Raw genomic sequence first — 16,263 nt, 5'->3', positions numbered from 1 at the left:
AACGCCTCACCCGCCTGGAGGAGACCGTCCAGCGCCTCATCGAAGCCCAGGCCCAGTTCGAACAACGCCTCACCCGCCTGGAGGAGATCGTCCAGCGCCTCATCGAAGCCCAGGCTCTGACCGAACAGCGCCTGGCCCGCTTGGAGGAGATCGTCCAGCGCCTCGTCGAGGCCCAGATCCAAATGCAGAAGCGCCTGGATGAAGTCCAAAACCACCTGAATCTACTCCGCGGTTGGCAGTTGGAGGAACGCTACCGGGCCCAACCTCACCGCTTCCGGCGTCTAGTGGCTAATCCCCACGTCCTCGAGCCCGCCGAGCGTGCCCGCCTGGTCGAGGAGGCCGAGGAGACCGGGCGGCTCAGCCCCGAGGAGGCGGACGATCTGGGAGCGACCGACCTGATCGTCCGCGGGCGCATGCCCCAGGGGCGCGGTAGGGTGTATCTCGCGGTGGAAGTTTCGATCACTGTCAACACCGACGATGTGGAGCGGGCAGCGGCCCGGGCCCTCCTTTTGGAGCGGGCGCTGGCTCGCGGCCGGCGCCGGCCGACGGTGCGGGCCGCGGTGGCCGGTTTGCGCATGCATCCGCTGGCGGCGGAGCGGGCCCGCGCCCTGGGAGTCTGGTGGTTGCGGGACGGTCAGGTCGTCCCGCCGGAGCGGATTCCGCTCCCTGCGCTTCCGCCAGAGCCCTGACCGGTCCAGCCGCGGGTGTCCCAGCACTGCCCTGAGGCCGACCCATCGCCCAAAGCCTCCGAAGGGGGAAGAGGCCCTGAAAGGCCCATCCGCACCCCCACCTCGTCCAGATGGCGCAACAGATCCGCGGGATCCTCATATACCCGATAGGCGCCAGCCCGCTCCAGCTCCTCACGGCCGTAACCGCCTGAGAGCAGTCCGACGCCCAAGGCGCCGGCCCGCCGGGCCGCCAGAAGATCCCACACGCTGTCGCCGACTACCACGCAGGCAGCGATGGGGACACCCAGCCGCTCGGCGGCGGCCAGGAAGAGATCGGGGTCCGGCTTGGCGTAACGCACATCCTCCCGTGTGACCACGGGGACCTCCGGGCCCAGGCCCAGCAAGTCTACCATCGGCTGCGCCACCGCTCGCTGGGCGCTGGTGGCGATGGCCCATGGGACGCCCAACCGGGTGAGGGCCGCCAGCAACTCCCGGGCCCCCGGGAGCGGCCGCACCTGATGCTGCCACCGGGCGAAGGCCTCCGCGTGACGACGCTGGATCTCCGCCACTTCCTCAGGGCCTACCTCCCGCCCGGTTTCCCGCAGAAGCGCCCGCAGCAACAACCCGCCGCTCATCCCGATCCGCCGGTGGATGCGCCAGACCGAGAGGGCGATCCCTACGGCCTCCAGCGCCTCCCGCCAGGCCAGCACATGCTGATAAACGCTGTCGACCAGCGTGCCGTCCAGGTCGAACAGGAACGCCAGGCTTTGCCCCATGCGGCCTCCCCGGTATCGGAATCGGCAACTTTCGCAGGGCACCCGCGGCTCACCGGACGGGCTCCCCACCGATCCACACCGCCGCCGGACGACCCCAGCGGTCCCACAGGACGAGATCGGCAGGAGCCCCCGGCTGCAGCCTTCCCAGCCACCGGAGGCCCAGGGAGCGCGCGGGCGTGAGGGTGGCGCTCCGGACAGCCGTCAGGGGATCGAGGCCGACTTCTTCGATGAGCACCCGCAGGCCCTCGTTCATCAAGGCGACGGAGCCCGCCAGGGCCCCATCGGGGGTTTGGCACCGGCCGTCAGCGACCTCCACTTCGTAGCCCAACCAGCGATAGCGCCCGGGGGGAAGGCCCGCCGTCGGCGCGGCGTCGCTGATCAGCGCCACGCCCCCCGCCCCTTTCACCCGGAAAAGCAGCCGCAGGGCCGCCGGATGCACATGCTGCCCGTCGGCGATCACCTGGGTCACCACCCGGCGGTCCAGCAGGGCCGCGGCGAACAGACCGGGCTCCCGGTGATGAAAGGGCCGCATCGCATTGAAGAAGTGAGTGACCTGTCGGACCCCCCGCTCGATGGCCTCGACGGCCTGGGCGTAGGTGGCATCGCTGTGCCCCATGACCGGGAGGATGCCCCGGGCCACCAGAGCGGGGATGGCCGCCATCGCCGCGCCCTCCTCCGGGGCGAAGGTCCACATCCGGATCCATCCCCTCGCCGCCGCCACATACCGATCGACGGCCTCCGGGGTGAGGGGCCGGAACCAGGCCGGGTTGGCCATCCCCGGCCGCCTTGGGGAAAGATGAGGGCCCTCAATGTGCACGCCCAGAATACGGGCGCCCGCGGGCCGGCCCTCGATCTCTCGCGCCATGGCCGCCAGCCGCCCCAGGATCTCCTCCTCCGGAAGGGTCAGGGTCGTGGGCACAAAGGCCGTCACCCCGTAGCGGGGCAGCCGCCGGGCCGCCTCCGCCAGCTCGGGCCCGAAGACATCACAGCCCTCCACGCCGTGAAGGTGCAGGTCGATCAGGCCCGGCGTCACCGGACGCCCGCCGGCGTCGATCCGCTCGGCCCGCCGAGGAAGACGGACCTCCCGGGTCGGGCCCACGGCCACGATCCGGCCGTCCGCGATGAGCACCGTCCCGTCCAGGATGCGGCGGGTCGGCGTGTAGAGATCCGCGTGGACCAGGGCGATCGGATGCGCCGCCATGGGGAGAGGCTATCCCTCCACATCTACCCAGACGCTGTCGCCCTCCACCCGCACCGGGTAGACCGGAATGGGGGCGACGGCCGGCAGGCGCAGGGCCCGGCCTGTCCGGATGTCGAAGCGGGCGCCGTGGCGGGGGCACTGGACCGTGAAGCCCTCCAGTTTCCCCTCCCCCAGCGGGCCGCCGTCATGGGTGCAGACATCCCCGAAAGCGAAAACCTGGTCCCCCACTCGGGCCAACGCCACCCGGCAGCCCTCGGCCACGAAGACCTTCACCGAGCCGACCGGGACCTCATCCAACGCCGCGACGCGAACCCACACGTTCTTCACCTCCGCTGGCTGTAGGGCGATGCTGCCTCAATCCGCGAAACGCAGGAGCCCCTTCTCCCGCAGGCCCCGCAGCACGGCCTCCAACACCCCGCCCCCAACCGCCCAGGCCTTGTCCGAAACGGTAAAGCAATGCCGAACCTCCGCCCGGGGGTCCACATCGCCGACCTTCATGCCGGGGGTGACCTCCAGGCCATCGGCCAGCAGGCCCCGCAGCACGCCGGCGATGGCCGTCCGCACCGGGGTCTCCCCCACGAAGGCGACCACCTCGCCCGCCTCCACCCGGTCGCCGATGCGACGAACCTCTCGGAAAAGGCCGGCACAGGGTGCCCGCAGCACCCGCAACACGTCGTGCCCCCCCAGGGTCCCGGGGATCCCGGTGTCGGGCAGAGCGCTGCCGGTGTAATACACCCGCCCCAGGTCATGGCCACGCGCCGTCTCCACCACCGCATAGCAGTCCACCCCGGCGACGAAACCCGGACCCAAGGCCACCACCACCGGCGCGTCCGTGAGCGCCGTCCCGGTGTTGCGCTTGGCCATGATGGCGTCCACCACCACCTCCGGCCGCAGGGACCGGATGCTCTCCCCCTCCGGATCCACCAGGACCGGGATCTCCCCCCGCGCCCAGACCGCCGGGAACGCCGAGGGGTCCTCCACCCGCCGCGCGGTGTGGCCTTCGATGGTGACGGCCCCCTCATAGACGGCGCTGGCCACAGCAACCGCCCGGCGGATGGCCAGGGGGCGGGGGAGCTCCGTGACCCAGACCCGGAACCCGGCCCGGTGCAGCCGCAGGACAGCCCCAGTCCCCAGATCGCCACCCCCCTTCACGGCCACCCAGATCGCCGGCATCGCGCCTCCCTCGGGCCCCGCGCTCATCCGAGATACGCCCGGAACCATTCCCCCACCAGCGGGACAGTGGTCTCCAGATACTCCAGCGGGAGCATATGGCCGGCCCCTGGCACCACCACCAGATCGTGGCGGCACCGCAACCGGGCCGCGAAGGCTCGATGGACCTCCGCCGGGAGGATCCGATCGCCCTCCCCGACCAGGATCCGCACCGGGGTCTCCATGGCCTCGATCGGCGGCTTGTCCGCCGGGTTCAGGAAAACCGAGATCCAGGACCGCAGCCGGTAGACCCAGACGCAGAGCCGGTCGGCCTTCCAGCGACGAAGGTTCTCGGGCCGCTCGAAGACGTGGGCGGGCTCCAGGAACGCCCGCACCGGGATGGGCAACCATCCCAGGACACCGGCCAGCGGCCGCAGCGCCTCGGCCAGGGGAACCAGGACGAAATGGCGGCGCAGGTAGAGAACCGGATGGATATCCCGCAGGTCCAGCACGTTGTGGCAGACCGCGGCACGGATCCGACGGTCCTCCAGGGCTGCATAGAAGGCCAGGATCCCGCCCATACTGGAGCCGGTGACGCCGACGCGGTCGTTATACCGATCGCGGGCGAAGTCCACCGCCCGGCGGATGTTGCCGATCAGTTCCCGATACGTGAAGAGGCCCCGCGCCCCCCCGCTCCGGCCGTGCCCCTGCAGATCGAGACCGATCCCATTGAAGCCGGCCTCGGCCAGCGCCCTGAGGTAGTTCGCCCCCGGGATCATCTCCATATAAAAGCCCGCGTGGGCGGTCATCCCGTGGAGGAAGATCAAGACAGGGGCTCGGGGGTCGACCTCCAGAAGGGTGAGATGGAGCGGGAGGTGGCGGTCCATGATCCGCAGCGAACGGACGGCGATCGGCATCGGCCTCCTCCACGGATCGAAGGGGCTTGGGACCGCCCTCAGGTCTCGGGGACCACCCGGATGTGCTGGGCGAGCTCCGGGCCGATGATCACGTCGTGCGGGGCCAGGCGGAGGCGCAAAGGGCCGTTAAAGGGGGCGCGGGCGATCAACTCGAAGGCCGCCCCGGGCACCAAGCCCAGGGATCCCAGGTAGCGCAGCTGCTCGGGGTCCTCGGTCTTCACCCGCGTGATGCGGCCCCGCGTCCCCACCGGGACCTCGCTCAGGCGCACGTCGAAAAGAGGCGGCAGCCGCCCATCGGGGGTGGGGATCGGATCCCCGTGGGGGCAATGGGTTGGCCGTCCGGCGACCTCATACATCCGCTCGCACAGCACCTCATCGACCACCGGGTCCAGCCGGTCGGCTAGCGCGTGGACCTCCTCCCAGCCCACCCCGAGCACCCGGGTTAGGAAAGCCTCCAAGATCCGATGCTGCCGGATCCCCCGCAGCGCCTCCCGCTCCCCTTCGCGGGTCAGAACGATGCCATGTCGGGTCCGCCGGATCAGGCCCAACGGCTCCAGCCGGTTGAGCATCCGGACCACCGCCGGGACGGTCACATCCAACCGTCGGGCGAGGGCAGAGGCCCGCACCGGGCCCGCCTCGCCCATCCGGTAGATCTCCGCCAGATAGGCCCGCATCCCCGGGCTGATGGATCCCGCCGGGCACTCCGGAGCGTTCAGCGCCATCCCTCCTCGTCGGCATGAAATCGGCCGGACATGGCCGAGTTGCTGGACAATGCATCGGTGAGTGTAGCACAATCCGATGGGAGGTTCAATCATGGATGACCGTCCGCCGCCGGAGGGCATGCCGGGGACCTTTCCGGATGGAGCGATCATGGCGCCGCCAGCGCCTTTCGCGATGGAATTGAAAAAGAGGGCGCGAGGGGAATGGCCGGCCGTCGGCCTGTGGGGAGTGGCCGTGGGGGCCTTTGGAGCCCTGGCCTTTCGCCAGGAGCGGCTGGAAGAGGCCCTGCCGGCAGTGGGAGGGTTCGCCCTGCTGCTGGCCCTGTATCTGGGCAGCGTCCTGGTCCCCGGGGAGGCCCTCCGGCGATGGGCCGGCCGGGAGGCCGGGCGGATCTACATCGTCCCCTTCGGGCTGTGGCTGGGGGAAGGACTCCTCCGGATCCTGCGGGGGCTCCCGCTGGCGCCAGGGTTCCTGCTTTCCAGCCTGCTGCTGTTGTGGGTTCCCACCCTGCTGATCCGGCACAACCGCGCCCCCTGGGGGCCGATCCAGGCTCTGATCGCCCTGGGGGCGCTGGCCGGGCTGCTGCTCCCCGGCCCCTTCCCTTCGGATCCCGTCGGCTGGGCCTTCCGCGTCGGCGCCGGAGCGTGGCCGCTCGCCCTCATGGCCGGATGGCCACCCGCCTCCCGCCCCCGGGCGCATCTCCTCTTCTTCACCGCCGTCCTTTTCATTTGGTATGCGGTGGAGTTCGACCGCCTGCCGTCCGATCCCCTTCTCCCCAGCGGGCCCTCCGCCTTCTATCTGATCTGGATTGTCCTCTTCCTGTGGCTGCTCCTCATCGCCGGACGCTTCCCGGACCTGGGGTTCACCTTCCGCTGGCGCTGGGCAGACCTCCTGGCCGTCTTGGGGAACCTGGCTGGGTTCGCCGCCTTCGCCCTGCCCTTCGGACTGCTCACCGGCTTTATCACTCCGGCGCCGACCCCTCCGGACGCGGCCGGGGCCCTGGCGCGACTGCTGGCCATCTACTTGTTCATCGGGCTGCCCGAGGAGATCCTCTTCCGGGGCGTCCTCCATGTGCACTTCCAGCGGGTGCTGGAATGGCCCCCGCTGCGCACCCTGCTCCTGTCCTCCCTCCTCTTCGGCCTCGCCCACCTGAACAACCCGCCGAAGGTGCCCCTCTATGCCATCCTGGCCACCGTCGCCGGATTTTTCTACGGGCGGACCTATCTTCAAACCGGGAAGGTCACCGCGGCCGCCCTGGTCCACGCCTGGGTCGACGCCCTCTGGGCGCTGTTCTTCCAGACCTGAGGGCACCTGGGCCCCTGGGGGACCTCATTCGGTCTTGCGGAACAGCCACACGGCAGGGACCAAGAAGAGCATCCAGAAGGCAATGAGGGCGATCAGGTTCACCTCCATCGGATGCAGGACGAGGACCTGGAGGACCGGCTCCGGCACCAGCCCCCGCAGGGCGGTTTGCCGTATCGCGTCCACACCATAGGTGAGCGGGTCTACGCGGGCCAGCCACTCCATCCACAACGGCACCTGCCGCAGCGGGAAGAAGGCCCCGCTCACGAAGAACATGGGCATCAGCAGGAAGTTCATTATCATGTGGAAACCTTCCATCGAGCGCATGCGGGCGGCGACGAGGATCCCGAAGGAGGTCATCGTGGCGGCCACCAGGATCATCATGAAGATCAGGGTGATGACCTGGCTGGGGGTGAAGCGGACGCCCACCAGGGGGGCCAGCAACATGATGAGCAGGCCCTGGATCATGGCGGTGGTGCTGCCACCTGCCACCTTCCCCAGCGCCACGGCCGTGCGGGAGACGGGGGCCACCAGCACCTCTTTCAGGAAGCCGAACTCCCGGTCCCAGACGATAGAGACAGCCGAGAAGACGGCGGTGAAGAGCACGGCCATGCTGAGGATCCCGGGGAAGAGGAAGGCACGGAAATCCACCCCGCCCATCCCCGCCGCCACCGCCGGGGCCAACCCGTTCCCGAAGACGATCAGGAACAGCAGCGGCTGGCCCAGGGAACTGACGATGCGAGAGCGATCCCGCAGGAACCGCAGGAGATCCCGATACCAGATGGTGTAGACGGCCTTCAGGAAAGCCATGGCCTTCACCTCCGGCTCCAGAGTCGACGGCTGAGGCGCATGCGGTCCAAGGGGGAGGCCTCCTCCTCCCGGATGGCCCGGCCGGTCAGTTTGATGAACACATCCTCCAGGCTGGGCCGCCGCAGGCTGATGCTGTGGACGATCAGGGGCGGCTCGGCGCCGTCCCGGAAGGCTTCCAGCAGGCGCGGGATCATCTGGTCGCCTCGGGCAACCTCGATGAGGACGCCCTCCCAGGTGACCCGGGGCTCCAAGCCCAGGGCCTCCTGCAGACGGGCGGCGGCCCGGGCGTCATCGCTGGTCCGCATCAGGATCACATCGCCCCCGATCGTCGCCTTCAGGTTCTCAGGCGTGTCCAGGGCGATGATGCGACCGTGGTCGATGATGGCGATGCGATCGGCCCGCTCCGCCTCGTCCATGTAGTGGGTGGTGAAGAAAACCGTGGTCCCCTCGCTGTCCCGCAAGCGGAGGATGTAGTCCCAGATATGGCGGCGGGTCTGAGGGTCCAATCCCAGGGTGGGCTCATCCAGGAAGAGGACCTTGGGCTCGTGAAGCAACCCCCGGGCCAGTTCCAGCCGGCGCTTCATCCCCCCGGAGAAGGTGCCCACCTCCTGATGGGCGTGGTCCGTGAGCTCCACCAGGTCCAGCAGCCGCCTCGCCCGCTCCTCGAAAACACGCCGGGGGACGTCGTAGAGCATGGCGTGGAACCGGAGGTTCTGCCACGCCGTCAGCCGGTCGTCCAGGCTGGGGTCCTGGAACACCAGCCCGATGCGCCGGCGCACGGCGTCCGGCTCGCGCACGATGTCGTGGCCGCCCACCCGGGCAGTGCCTGAGGTGGGCCGCAGCAGCGTGCAGAGCATGTTGATCGTGGTGGTCTTGCCGGCCCCGTTGGGGCCCAGGAAGGCGAACAGTTCCCCTGCCCGTACCGCAAACGAGACCTCGCGGACGGCCACGAAGTCCCCAAAGCGCCGGGTCAGGCGCTCCGTCTCAATGGCGTTCATCGTCCTCCACCTCCTGGATGGATAGTGGTTCGCTCCTCCGCGGCCGGGAGGCCGCCGCCCAGGGTGCGCCGCAAGAGCCTCGCCGCCTGCGCCAGGAGAGCGCGCTCCTCGGGGCTCAAGGCGGCCAGCCGTCGCCCCAGACGGGCCGCGGCCCGCGCCCGCAGGCGGTTCAAGGCCCGACGGCCTTGGGGAGTCAGGCGGATCCACACCCGACGCCGGTCCTGGGGATCCCGCTCGACCGCCACCCACCCCCGGGCCGCCAGGAGACGGACAGCGCGAGAGACCGTGGAGGGGCGGACGGCCTGGGCGCGGGCCAGTTCCGTCAAGGTGTAGGGGCGGTGGGCCAGCATGCCCAGTAACCGATAGGACTGGATGGGGAAGGCCTCCCCCGTCTTCCCCCGCACCTCCGCCCAGACGTGCCGCATCACCAGATGCAGGGCGTCCAGGAGATATCGGGCCAGCCATCGCTCATCCATCGTGGACCCCCAGGCCGTCCGGTTCGATCCCCACAAGATTGTTGCCCTGGCTAAAGATCAGCGCCGGGATTATAATGCCGGCGGGTCCGGGCGTCAAAAACCTACCGGCCCCGTGGGCCCACCGTAGCCTCCGAAACACAGGCCCTAAAACAGAACATGGAATCCAATTAATAAAACTCCGGGGTGGACCTAGGGGTGGTTTTGCTTGACAGTCTCAGCGAAAATCTCTATCATCGATCTGGGTTCCTTACGGGAAGATCCTTTGGATCGGCCTTCTTCTGCCCGGAGGCAGGCGAGCGGGATCTGAGCGGGGAGGAGGATGGATGGTGGAGATCCAGCGGATGGGCCGGCGGGTGTTGCAGGGGATCGGATGGGCGCTGCTGGGAGCGGGGGCCCTGGCGGGATGTGCCGCTCGCAGCCCTTCGGTCCTCGCCCCGGTCTCCCCCAAGGGCCGCGCCGAAGCCGAGCTGTTTTGGTTCATCGTCGCCATCACGGCGGCAGTCTTCGTCCTGGTGGAGGCCTTGCTCCTTTATGCGATCTTCCGCTTCCGGGCGCGGGATCCCCAGGCCATCCCGCCGCAGATCCACGGCAACAACGCCCTGGAGATCTCCTGGACCACCGCCACCGCCCTGGGGCTGGCCTTGATTTTCGCCATGACCTGGCGCACGATGGCCGCCACCGCCCGCCCGCCGTCTGATGCCCTGCCGGTGAAGGTGATCGGCCATCAGTGGTGGTGGGAGTTCCAGTATCCCACCCTGGGGATCACCACGGCCAACGAGCTGGTCATCCCCGTCGGCCGCGCGGTCCGGGCCGAGGTCACCTCCAAGGACGTGATCCACAGCTTCTGGGTCCCCCAGTTGGGTGGCAAGATGGACGCCATCCCGGGGCGGGAGAACGTCCTCTGGCTCCAGGCCGACATCGAGGGGGTCTACTACGGCCAGTGCGCCGAGCTCTGCGGGATCTCCCACGCCAACATGCGCCTGCGGGTCCGTGCGGTCCCCGCAGCGGAGTTCGACCGCTGGGTGGAGGCCCAGCGGGCCCCGGCCACCCCGCCTACAGATCCCTTGGCCCAACAGGGCTTCCAGGTCTTCATGGGCAAGGCTTGCGTCGGCTGTCACACCATCGCTGGCACCAAGGCCCAGGGGCAGGTGGGGCCAGACCTCACCCACGTGGGCAGCCGCTCGATCATTGCCGGAGGGCTTTTGGAGAACACGCCGGAGAACCTGGCCCGATGGCTGGACAACCCACCGGCCATCAAGCCGGGCTCTCTGATGCCGCGCTTGAACCTGACCCCGCAGGAGATCCAGGCGCTGGTGGCTTATCTTTCTTCCCTGAAGTGAAGGGAGCGGGGGAGGTGACGGATGACCAGCCAGGCAGCAGCGATGCTCCAGATCTACGAGCGGCGGGGTCTGCTCTCGTGGCTGACAACCGTCGACCACAAGCGCATCGGGATCCTCTACATCCTGGGCGCCGGGCTCTTCGCCCTGATCGGCGGGCTGGAGGCCCTGCTCATCCGGACCCAGCTGGCCGTCCCCAACAACCGGGTGCTGGTGGGGGATGCCTATAACCAGGTCCTGACGATGCACGGCACCACCATGGTTTTCCTGGTGGTGATGCCGGTGCTGGCCGGCCTGGGCAACTATGTGGTGCCCCTGATGATCGGGGCGCGGGACATGGCCTATCCCCGCCTGAACGCCTTCGGGGTCTGGATGTTTCTGCTGGGCGGGCTCTTCCTCAATTTGAGCTTCCTCTTGGGGGGCGCCCCCAACGCCGGATGGTTCGGTTACGCCCCGCTGACCGAGAAGACCTTCGCCCCTGGGGCGGGGATCGATTTCTGGATCCTGGGCCTGCAGCTCCTGGGGATCTCCTCCATCACTTCCTCCATTAACTTCGTGGCCACCATCCTCCTGCTCCGGGCGCCCGGGCTGACGCTCAACCGTCTGCCCTTGTTCGCATGGACCACCCTGGTGACGGCCTTCCTCATCCTGTTCGCGATGCCCAGCATCTCGGCCGCCCTCTTCCTGCTGTTCCTGGACCGGCACCTGGGGACGCACTTCTTCAACCCGGCGGCGGGCGGGGATCCTCTCTTGTGGCAGCACCTCTTCTGGTTCTTCGGCCACCCGGAGGTCTACATCATGATCCTGCCGGCCATGGGCATCGTCTCAGAGGTGCTGCCGGTCTTCTCCCGCAAGCCCCTCTTCGGCTACACGGCGGTGGCCTACTCCTCGGTGGCCATCGGCTTCATCGGCTTCACCGTCTGGGCCCACCACATGTTCGCTGTGGGGCTGCCCCCTGTGGTCAACGCCTTCTTCTCGGCGGCCAGCATGCTGGTGGCCGTGCCCACCGCCATCAAGGTCTTCAATTGGATCGGCACCTTGTGGGGCGGCTCCATCCGCCTCCGGACCCCCTTCCTCTTCGCGGCCGCCTTCGTGGCCCTGTTCGTCATCGGGGGGCTGAGCGGGCTCTTCCTGGCGGCGGTGCCGGTGGACTGGCAGGTCACGGATACCTACTTCGTGGTGGCCCACTTCCACTATACGCTCTTCGGCGGCTCCATGTTCGCCATCGTCGCCGGGATCTATTACTGGTTCCCCAAGATCACGGGGCGCTTCCTGGACGAGCGCCTGGGCCGCCTGCACTTCGCGTTGCAGTTCATCGGCTTCAACCTGACGTTCTTCCCTATGCACTTCCTGGGCCTGATGGGGATGCCCCGGCGGATCTACACCTACGCCCCCGGCCTGGGCTGGGAGGGGTTGAACCTGCTGGCCACCGTCGGCGCCTTTGTGCTGGCGCTGGGCTTTGGGGTCTTCTTGGTGAACATCGCCCGGAGCCTGGTGGCCGGCGCCCCGGCGCCCGCCGACCCGTGGGACGGCCACACGCTGGAGTGGCTGACGGCCTCCCCGCCGCCGCCCTATAACTTCGAGCGCATCCCGGTGGTCCACAGCCGGCGGCCGGCCTGGGATCGGAAATACACGGGGAATCCCCACCCGCGGCCGGCCGGGGCGGCCGTTGTCCCAGAAGCCCCTGAAGGGAACGGACCGTCGGGGGAAGGGGATGCCCCGGCGGAACCCATCCATCTGCCGGCCCCCAGCCCGTGGCCGCTGGTCATCGCCGCCGGGCTGACCCTCTTCGCCCTCGGGCTGGTCACCCACTGGGCCTTCCTGATCCCCGGCCTTCTGCTTTTCGCCATCGGGCTGGCCCGGTGGGCAGCTGAGCCCCTGTTCCCGGAATCTTCCGGGGCGCATTCCGGCACGTGATCCGCAGCCGCCCTCCTCGCTTGCAAAAACTCCAGGAGGGGAGACCATGAAACGGTGGATCGAAGGCCTGAGGTGAATCCTGGCGGTGGGGCTGCTGCTCATCGGCTGCGCCCAGCCCGCCGGGCCCGTCGAGATCCGCATCACGATGAACGAATACAAGTTCGAACCCGACACCATCCGGGTGAAAGCCGGCCAGGAGGTCCGCCTGGTCCTGGTGAACGCCGGCCGGAGGGACCACGAACTGATGATCGGGCGGAACGTGATGCGGAACGTGAGGAGCGGCAACCCGGCCGGCTACCACACGGATTTCTTCGCCGGCCTCTCGCCCCAGGTGAGCGGGGAGAAGATCAAAAAGGAGGAAGAGGAAGCAGAAGCGCACGCCGGCTTCATGGTGGCTCTGGAGACCGGGGGGTGGGCCACGTTGGTCTTCACCGTGCACGCCGACCGCGTCGGGGAGTGGGAGATGGGCTGCTTCGAAGAGAACGGGTCCCATTATCTCTCTGGGATGAAAGGCAAACTCGTCGTGGAACGCTGAGCATGCGAGGAGGTCAGGCATGGCGCATCCGCCCACGGCCGGCCCCGAGGTCGCCGTCGACAGCCGCAAACTGGGGGTCTGGGTCTTCCTGGCCTCGGAGGTGATCTTCTTCACCTCCCTGATCATCTCGTATCTGGTGCTGCACAACCGGGTCACCAGCGGGCCCACCGCCCACGAGGCGTTGACCCTGACCATCCCCACCGTCAACACGATGATCCTCCTGGTCAGCAGCGTGGCCATGGTGTTGGCCCTGGCCCACCTGCGAGATGGGAACCGGCGGGCGTGCATCGCGTGGCTGCTGACCACCGCCTGGCTGGGGATCTGCTTCCTGATCCTGAAGGCGGCCGAATACAGCCAGCACCTCCGCGAGGGCCTGACCCCCAGCGTCAACGTCTTCGGCTCGGCCTACTACACCGTGACGGGCTTCCACGCCGCCCACGTGGCCGTGGGGGTGATCTGGATCCTGAGCGTGGCTCTGGGCCTGCGCCGCCGGATCTCCCCCCAGAACGACGTGCTGGTGGAGACAGTGGGGCTCTACTGGCACTTCGTAGACCTGGTCTGGGTGGCCGTTTTTATGGTGGTGTATCTCTTGCGCTGAGGGGGAAGGATATGGAGGCCAAGGCGCATCGGCACCCGAACTACGTCTTGGTGGGTGTGATCCTCATCCTCCTCACCATCCTGGAGGTGAGCGTCCTCCGCCTGCCGGTCCCGCAACTGCCCTTCCTGATCGGCTTCGCCGTCGCCAAGGGGGCCCTCATCGTGCTGTATTTCATGCACCTCAAGTTCGACTCCCGTCTGTACGCGCTGCTCTTCGCCTACCCCTGGCCGCTGGCCCTGCTGCTGGTGGGAATGCTCCTCTGGATCTACCTCGGGTTCCGGATGTGACGCCCGCGGCTTCGAGAAAAAACCGGGGGCGGCCCTTGGGCCGCCCCCGGTCGGTTGCAGGGGAGCGCATCACTCCCCGCCGCCAGCCGCCGCCGGCCGGGCCGGGGCCGCCCGCCAGCGGTTGAAGGCCTGGAGGCCGTCGTAGCCGATGAGGGCTGCGGCGATGAAGAGCAGGGCGGCCAGGACCAGCATGGTCACCGAGCCGATGATGGCCACCACGTTGCCCTTTGCCAACGCCGCGTTGAGGGCCGGGATCTGGTTGTAGAGCGTCACCAGGATGGCGGCCATGGTGGTGACATACATGAAAACCCCAGGGATCCCAGCATACCAGGCGGGCCGCCGCTCCGAGACCAGCCAAACGGTGACGATGAGCAGGGCCAGGCCGGCCATCAACTGGTTGGCGGCGCCGAACAGTTGCCAGAGATAGATCCAGGTCCCGGTGAGCACCAGGAAGGCGGCCAGGGCCATGGAGATCAGGCTGGCCACGTGCATGTTCTTGAAGATCGGCTGGGCCTCCCCGACCCACTCGCCCAGGGTCACCCGCATCAGGCGGAAGACCAACTGGACCACGGTGACGACGATGACCACGAACGTCGCGAAGCCCAAGGCCGTCCCATAGACCTGGAAGCCGGAGCCGAAGATCTGGGAGAGCAGGGTGCCCACGCCGCTGGCGAAGGCCGCCGCGCCCGCCCCCTTCCCGGCGATGGAGATGGCGATCAGGGAGAGCAGCCCCAGGGTGTTCTCGCCGAAGAGCATGGCCCCACCGCCCACCGGCAGGGCGTCGGTCTCATACTCCAACTGTCGGGCGGTGCCCACCGACCCGAAGAGGGCGTGCCAGCCCGAGATGGCCCCGCAGGCGATGGTCACGAAGAGCATAGGCCACAGGGGCTGGATCCCCACCGCCGCCGGCTGGAAGCCACGGAAGGCCGGCAGCTTGAAGGAGACCGCCTGGGGGTTGGTGAAGAAGCCGACGACACCGCCGATGTAACTGAGCAGGATCACCAGGGCGGTGACCCAGAACCCCAGGTAGTTGACCGGTTGGGCGAAGCGCCAGATGGGCAGGTTCGCCCCCAGGTAGCAGAAGGCCAGGGTGAACAGCATCCAGAAGACATACGAGAGGCGGACCGGCCGGTCGGCCCCCAGCAGGCGCCCGGTCTTGGGATCTGGGTTCGCCGTGGGATCAAAGTAAGTGTAGAGCGGCTTGCCGCCGGCCAGGCCGTCAAGGGCTGCGTTGAAGCCGGCGAAGATCCGGCCCACCGGCCCCTGGATGGTCTTCACCTGGTCCCCCTCCTTCACCTGCTGCATGCCCAGCGGCCCGATGGCCATCGCCACCAGCGTGATGAGGAGGGTGATGGCCGTGACCGCCACCAGGTCCATCTTCCAGCGGTAGAGCATCTGCCCGGCCAGCAACCCCATCACCGCCAGGGTGATGATGCCCAGAGGCACCGTCGGATCCGTCAGGACGCCAGCGATCAGGTTCACGAAGGCGCCGGCGACGAGCAACAAATAGAAGAAGATGAACACGAAGAGGAGGGTGCGGACGCGCGGGTTGATCAGGCGGTAGGAGATGGCGCTCAGGGAGTTCCCGTCGTTGCGGACCGAGAGGATGATGGCGCTGTAGTCGCTGGCCCAGCCGATGAAGGCCACGCCCCCCAGCAGCCACAGGAGCGCCGGGAGCCATCCCCACAGGCCAGCCGCGGTGATCGGCCCCACGATGGGGCCGGCGGCGGCGATGGACTTGAAGTGGTAGCCGATGAGGATGTTGCGGCTGGTGGGGACGAAGTCCACGCCGTCCATATACATCCGGGCCGGGGTGGCCCGCTTCGGATCGGACCGGATGATCTCCCGGTCGATCCGCTTGGCGTAGAGGTTCCAGATCAGCAACTGGACCAGGATGCCGAGGATGATCACCCAAAAAGCGCTCATGGCTTCTCCTCCGAGAGAGGGGTGAAACCACAGAGCCGGCCCTTGAAACCTCCGTTCCGCACGCGCCCGAGGAGGAGCGCGGCCCCACATCCACCGACCCGTCGGCTCCCTCAAGCGGATCCAGCCCCGTTCCACCTCCTTTCGCTTCGCCGGAAAGCCCGCGGGCGGCCGCCTGAGCCGGGTTCAGGCCGCCGCCCGCGGAGCCCCCAGCCGCCGGGCAATGGCCGCCTCCGCCGCCGCGAAATCGCCCCCCGTGAAAACCTGCCCTTCGACGATCACAGCCGGGTAGCGTCGGGCACCATAGCGCAAGGACTTCCACCACCCCTCGATGGAAACAGCGTCCACCACCTTCACCGCGATGCGATCGCAATAGAGGGCCAGCAGTCGGGCGATCCAGGCGGCGAGATCCTGGTAGGCTTTCTGGAGATCCTCGGGGAGTCCCGTCTCCATCTGCTCCTGACGGACCGACCCGCCCAGGCCGGCCTCCCGCCAGACCAATTCACAATGGAGGCAATGGTAAAATGCGGTGGGCGCGTAGGCGATCACTTCCACCCGTAAGGGCCGTTCCATGGGCCCCTCCTGGAAACACAACGAATCCGGCGCGCCCTTCATCCGAAGCGCCCGCCAATGGCGGGCCTCAACAGGT

The 16,263-nt window shown here is 68.3% G+C and carries 16 protein-coding genes and 2 pseudogenes; 7 read left to right on the top strand and 11 right to left on the bottom strand.

The window, feature by feature from the left end:
- Positions 1-689 (top strand): annotated as a pseudogene (locus C4313_RS03775) (hypothetical protein); the annotation flags it as partial.
- 89 nt (positions 690-778) lie between these two features.
- Here the strand turns inward: C4313_RS03775 and C4313_RS03770 are convergent.
- The 6 genes and pseudogenes from C4313_RS03770 to C4313_RS03745 form a co-directional block, all read right to left on the bottom strand.
- Positions 779-1,444 (bottom strand): annotated as a pseudogene (locus C4313_RS03770) (HAD family hydrolase); the annotation flags it as partial.
- Positions 1,445-1,493: 49 nt separating this feature from the next.
- Positions 1,494-2,645 carry an N-acetylglucosamine-6-phosphate deacetylase gene (nagA, locus tag C4313_RS03765; RefSeq protein WP_352428539.1) on the bottom strand — a complete coding sequence of 384 codons (1,152 nt, stop codon included), beginning with the start codon at positions 2,643-2,645 and terminating at the stop codon, positions 1,494-1,496.
- Positions 2,646-2,654: 9 nt separating this feature from the next.
- Positions 2,655-2,963 (bottom strand): non-heme iron oxygenase ferredoxin subunit, encoded by a 309-nt coding sequence (locus tag C4313_RS03760; RefSeq protein WP_352428538.1) that lies wholly within the window; start codon positions 2,961-2,963, stop codon positions 2,655-2,657.
- 36 nt (positions 2,964-2,999) lie between these two features.
- Entirely contained in the window at positions 3,000-3,818 is an 819-nt protein-coding gene (gene yqeB / locus C4313_RS03755) for a selenium-dependent molybdenum cofactor biosynthesis protein YqeB (RefSeq protein ID WP_352428537.1), read from the bottom strand.
- Positions 3,819-3,841: 23 nt separating this feature from the next.
- Positions 3,842-4,711, bottom strand: a complete 870-nt coding sequence (locus C4313_RS03750) for an alpha/beta fold hydrolase (protein ID WP_352428536.1) — start codon at positions 4,709-4,711, stop codon at positions 3,842-3,844.
- A 38-nt stretch (positions 4,712-4,749) separates the two neighbouring features.
- Positions 4,750-5,433, bottom strand: coding sequence for a metal-dependent transcriptional regulator (locus C4313_RS03745; RefSeq protein WP_352428535.1), 684 nt, complete (start codon positions 5,431-5,433; stop codon positions 4,750-4,752).
- Positions 5,434-5,524: 91 nt separating this feature from the next.
- On the opposite strand from C4313_RS03745, the gene C4313_RS03740 reads away from it, so the two are divergent.
- A complete protein-coding gene (locus tag C4313_RS03740) occupies positions 5,525-6,736 on the top strand; it encodes a CPBP family glutamic-type intramembrane protease (RefSeq protein WP_352428534.1) in 1,212 nt (403 codons plus the stop codon).
- 24 nt (positions 6,737-6,760) lie between these two features.
- Here C4313_RS03740 and C4313_RS03735 read toward each other — a convergent pair whose 3' ends face one another.
- The 3 genes from C4313_RS03735 to C4313_RS03725 are packed head-to-tail and all read right to left on the bottom strand — an operon-like array spanning position 6,761 to position 9,017.
- On the bottom strand, positions 6,761-7,543 hold the full coding sequence (locus C4313_RS03735) for an ABC transporter permease (protein WP_352428533.1): 783 nt from the start codon (positions 7,541-7,543) through the stop codon (positions 6,761-6,763).
- A 5-nt stretch (positions 7,544-7,548) separates the two neighbouring features.
- The gene (locus tag C4313_RS03730; RefSeq protein WP_352428532.1) at positions 7,549-8,541 is read right to left on the bottom strand and encodes an ATP-binding cassette domain-containing protein; all 993 of its coding nucleotides are present in this window, start codon (positions 8,539-8,541) and stop codon (positions 7,549-7,551) included.
- On the bottom strand, positions 8,538-9,017 hold the full coding sequence (locus tag C4313_RS03725) for a MarR family transcriptional regulator (RefSeq protein WP_352428531.1): 480 nt from the start codon (positions 9,015-9,017) through the stop codon (positions 8,538-8,540). The genes C4313_RS03730 and C4313_RS03725 overlap by 4 nt, the downstream gene beginning before the upstream one ends.
- Positions 9,018-9,340: 323 nt before the next feature.
- Here C4313_RS03725 and coxB point away from each other — a divergent pair, with 323 nt between their 5' ends.
- From coxB to C4313_RS03700, 5 genes are all read left to right on the top strand, one after another.
- On the top strand, positions 9,341-10,357 hold the full coding sequence (gene coxB, locus C4313_RS03720; protein WP_352428530.1) for a cytochrome c oxidase subunit II: 1,017 nt from the start codon (positions 9,341-9,343) through the stop codon (positions 10,355-10,357).
- Between the two features lie 21 nt (positions 10,358-10,378).
- On the top strand, positions 10,379-12,271 hold the full coding sequence (gene ctaD / locus C4313_RS03715; RefSeq protein WP_352428529.1) for a cytochrome c oxidase subunit I: 1,893 nt from the start codon (positions 10,379-10,381) through the stop codon (positions 12,269-12,271).
- A gap of 85 nt (positions 12,272-12,356) precedes the next feature.
- On the top strand, positions 12,357-12,806 hold the full coding sequence (locus tag C4313_RS03710) for a cupredoxin domain-containing protein (protein ID WP_352428528.1): 450 nt from the start codon (positions 12,357-12,359) through the stop codon (positions 12,804-12,806).
- A gap of 19 nt (positions 12,807-12,825) precedes the next feature.
- Positions 12,826-13,404, top strand: coding sequence for a cytochrome c oxidase subunit 3 (locus C4313_RS03705; protein ID WP_352428527.1), 579 nt, complete (start codon positions 12,826-12,828; stop codon positions 13,402-13,404).
- An 11-nt stretch (positions 13,405-13,415) separates the two neighbouring features.
- Positions 13,416-13,691 (top strand): cytochrome C oxidase subunit IV family protein, encoded by a 276-nt coding sequence (locus C4313_RS03700; RefSeq protein ID WP_352428526.1) that lies wholly within the window; start codon positions 13,416-13,418, stop codon positions 13,689-13,691.
- 69 nt (positions 13,692-13,760) lie between these two features.
- Here the strand turns inward: C4313_RS03700 and C4313_RS03695 are convergent, their stop codons facing one another.
- Both C4313_RS03695 and C4313_RS03690 read right to left on the bottom strand, forming a co-directional pair.
- Positions 13,761-15,617 (bottom strand): carbon starvation CstA family protein, encoded by a 1,857-nt coding sequence (locus tag C4313_RS03695; protein WP_352428525.1) that lies wholly within the window; start codon positions 15,615-15,617, stop codon positions 13,761-13,763.
- Positions 15,618-15,800: 183 nt separating this feature from the next.
- Positions 15,801-16,187, bottom strand: coding sequence for a hypothetical protein (locus C4313_RS03690; RefSeq protein ID WP_352428524.1), 387 nt, complete (start codon positions 16,185-16,187; stop codon positions 15,801-15,803).
- Between the last annotated feature and the right edge of the window lie 76 nt (positions 16,188-16,263).

Source organism: Thermoflexus sp. (genome assembly GCF_040289485.1).
Classification (GTDB): Bacteria; Chloroflexota; Anaerolineae; order Thermoflexales; family Thermoflexaceae; genus Thermoflexus.
Note: the sequence above shows the minus strand (reverse complement) of the source record. Positions and strands in the feature narration are given on the sequence as shown.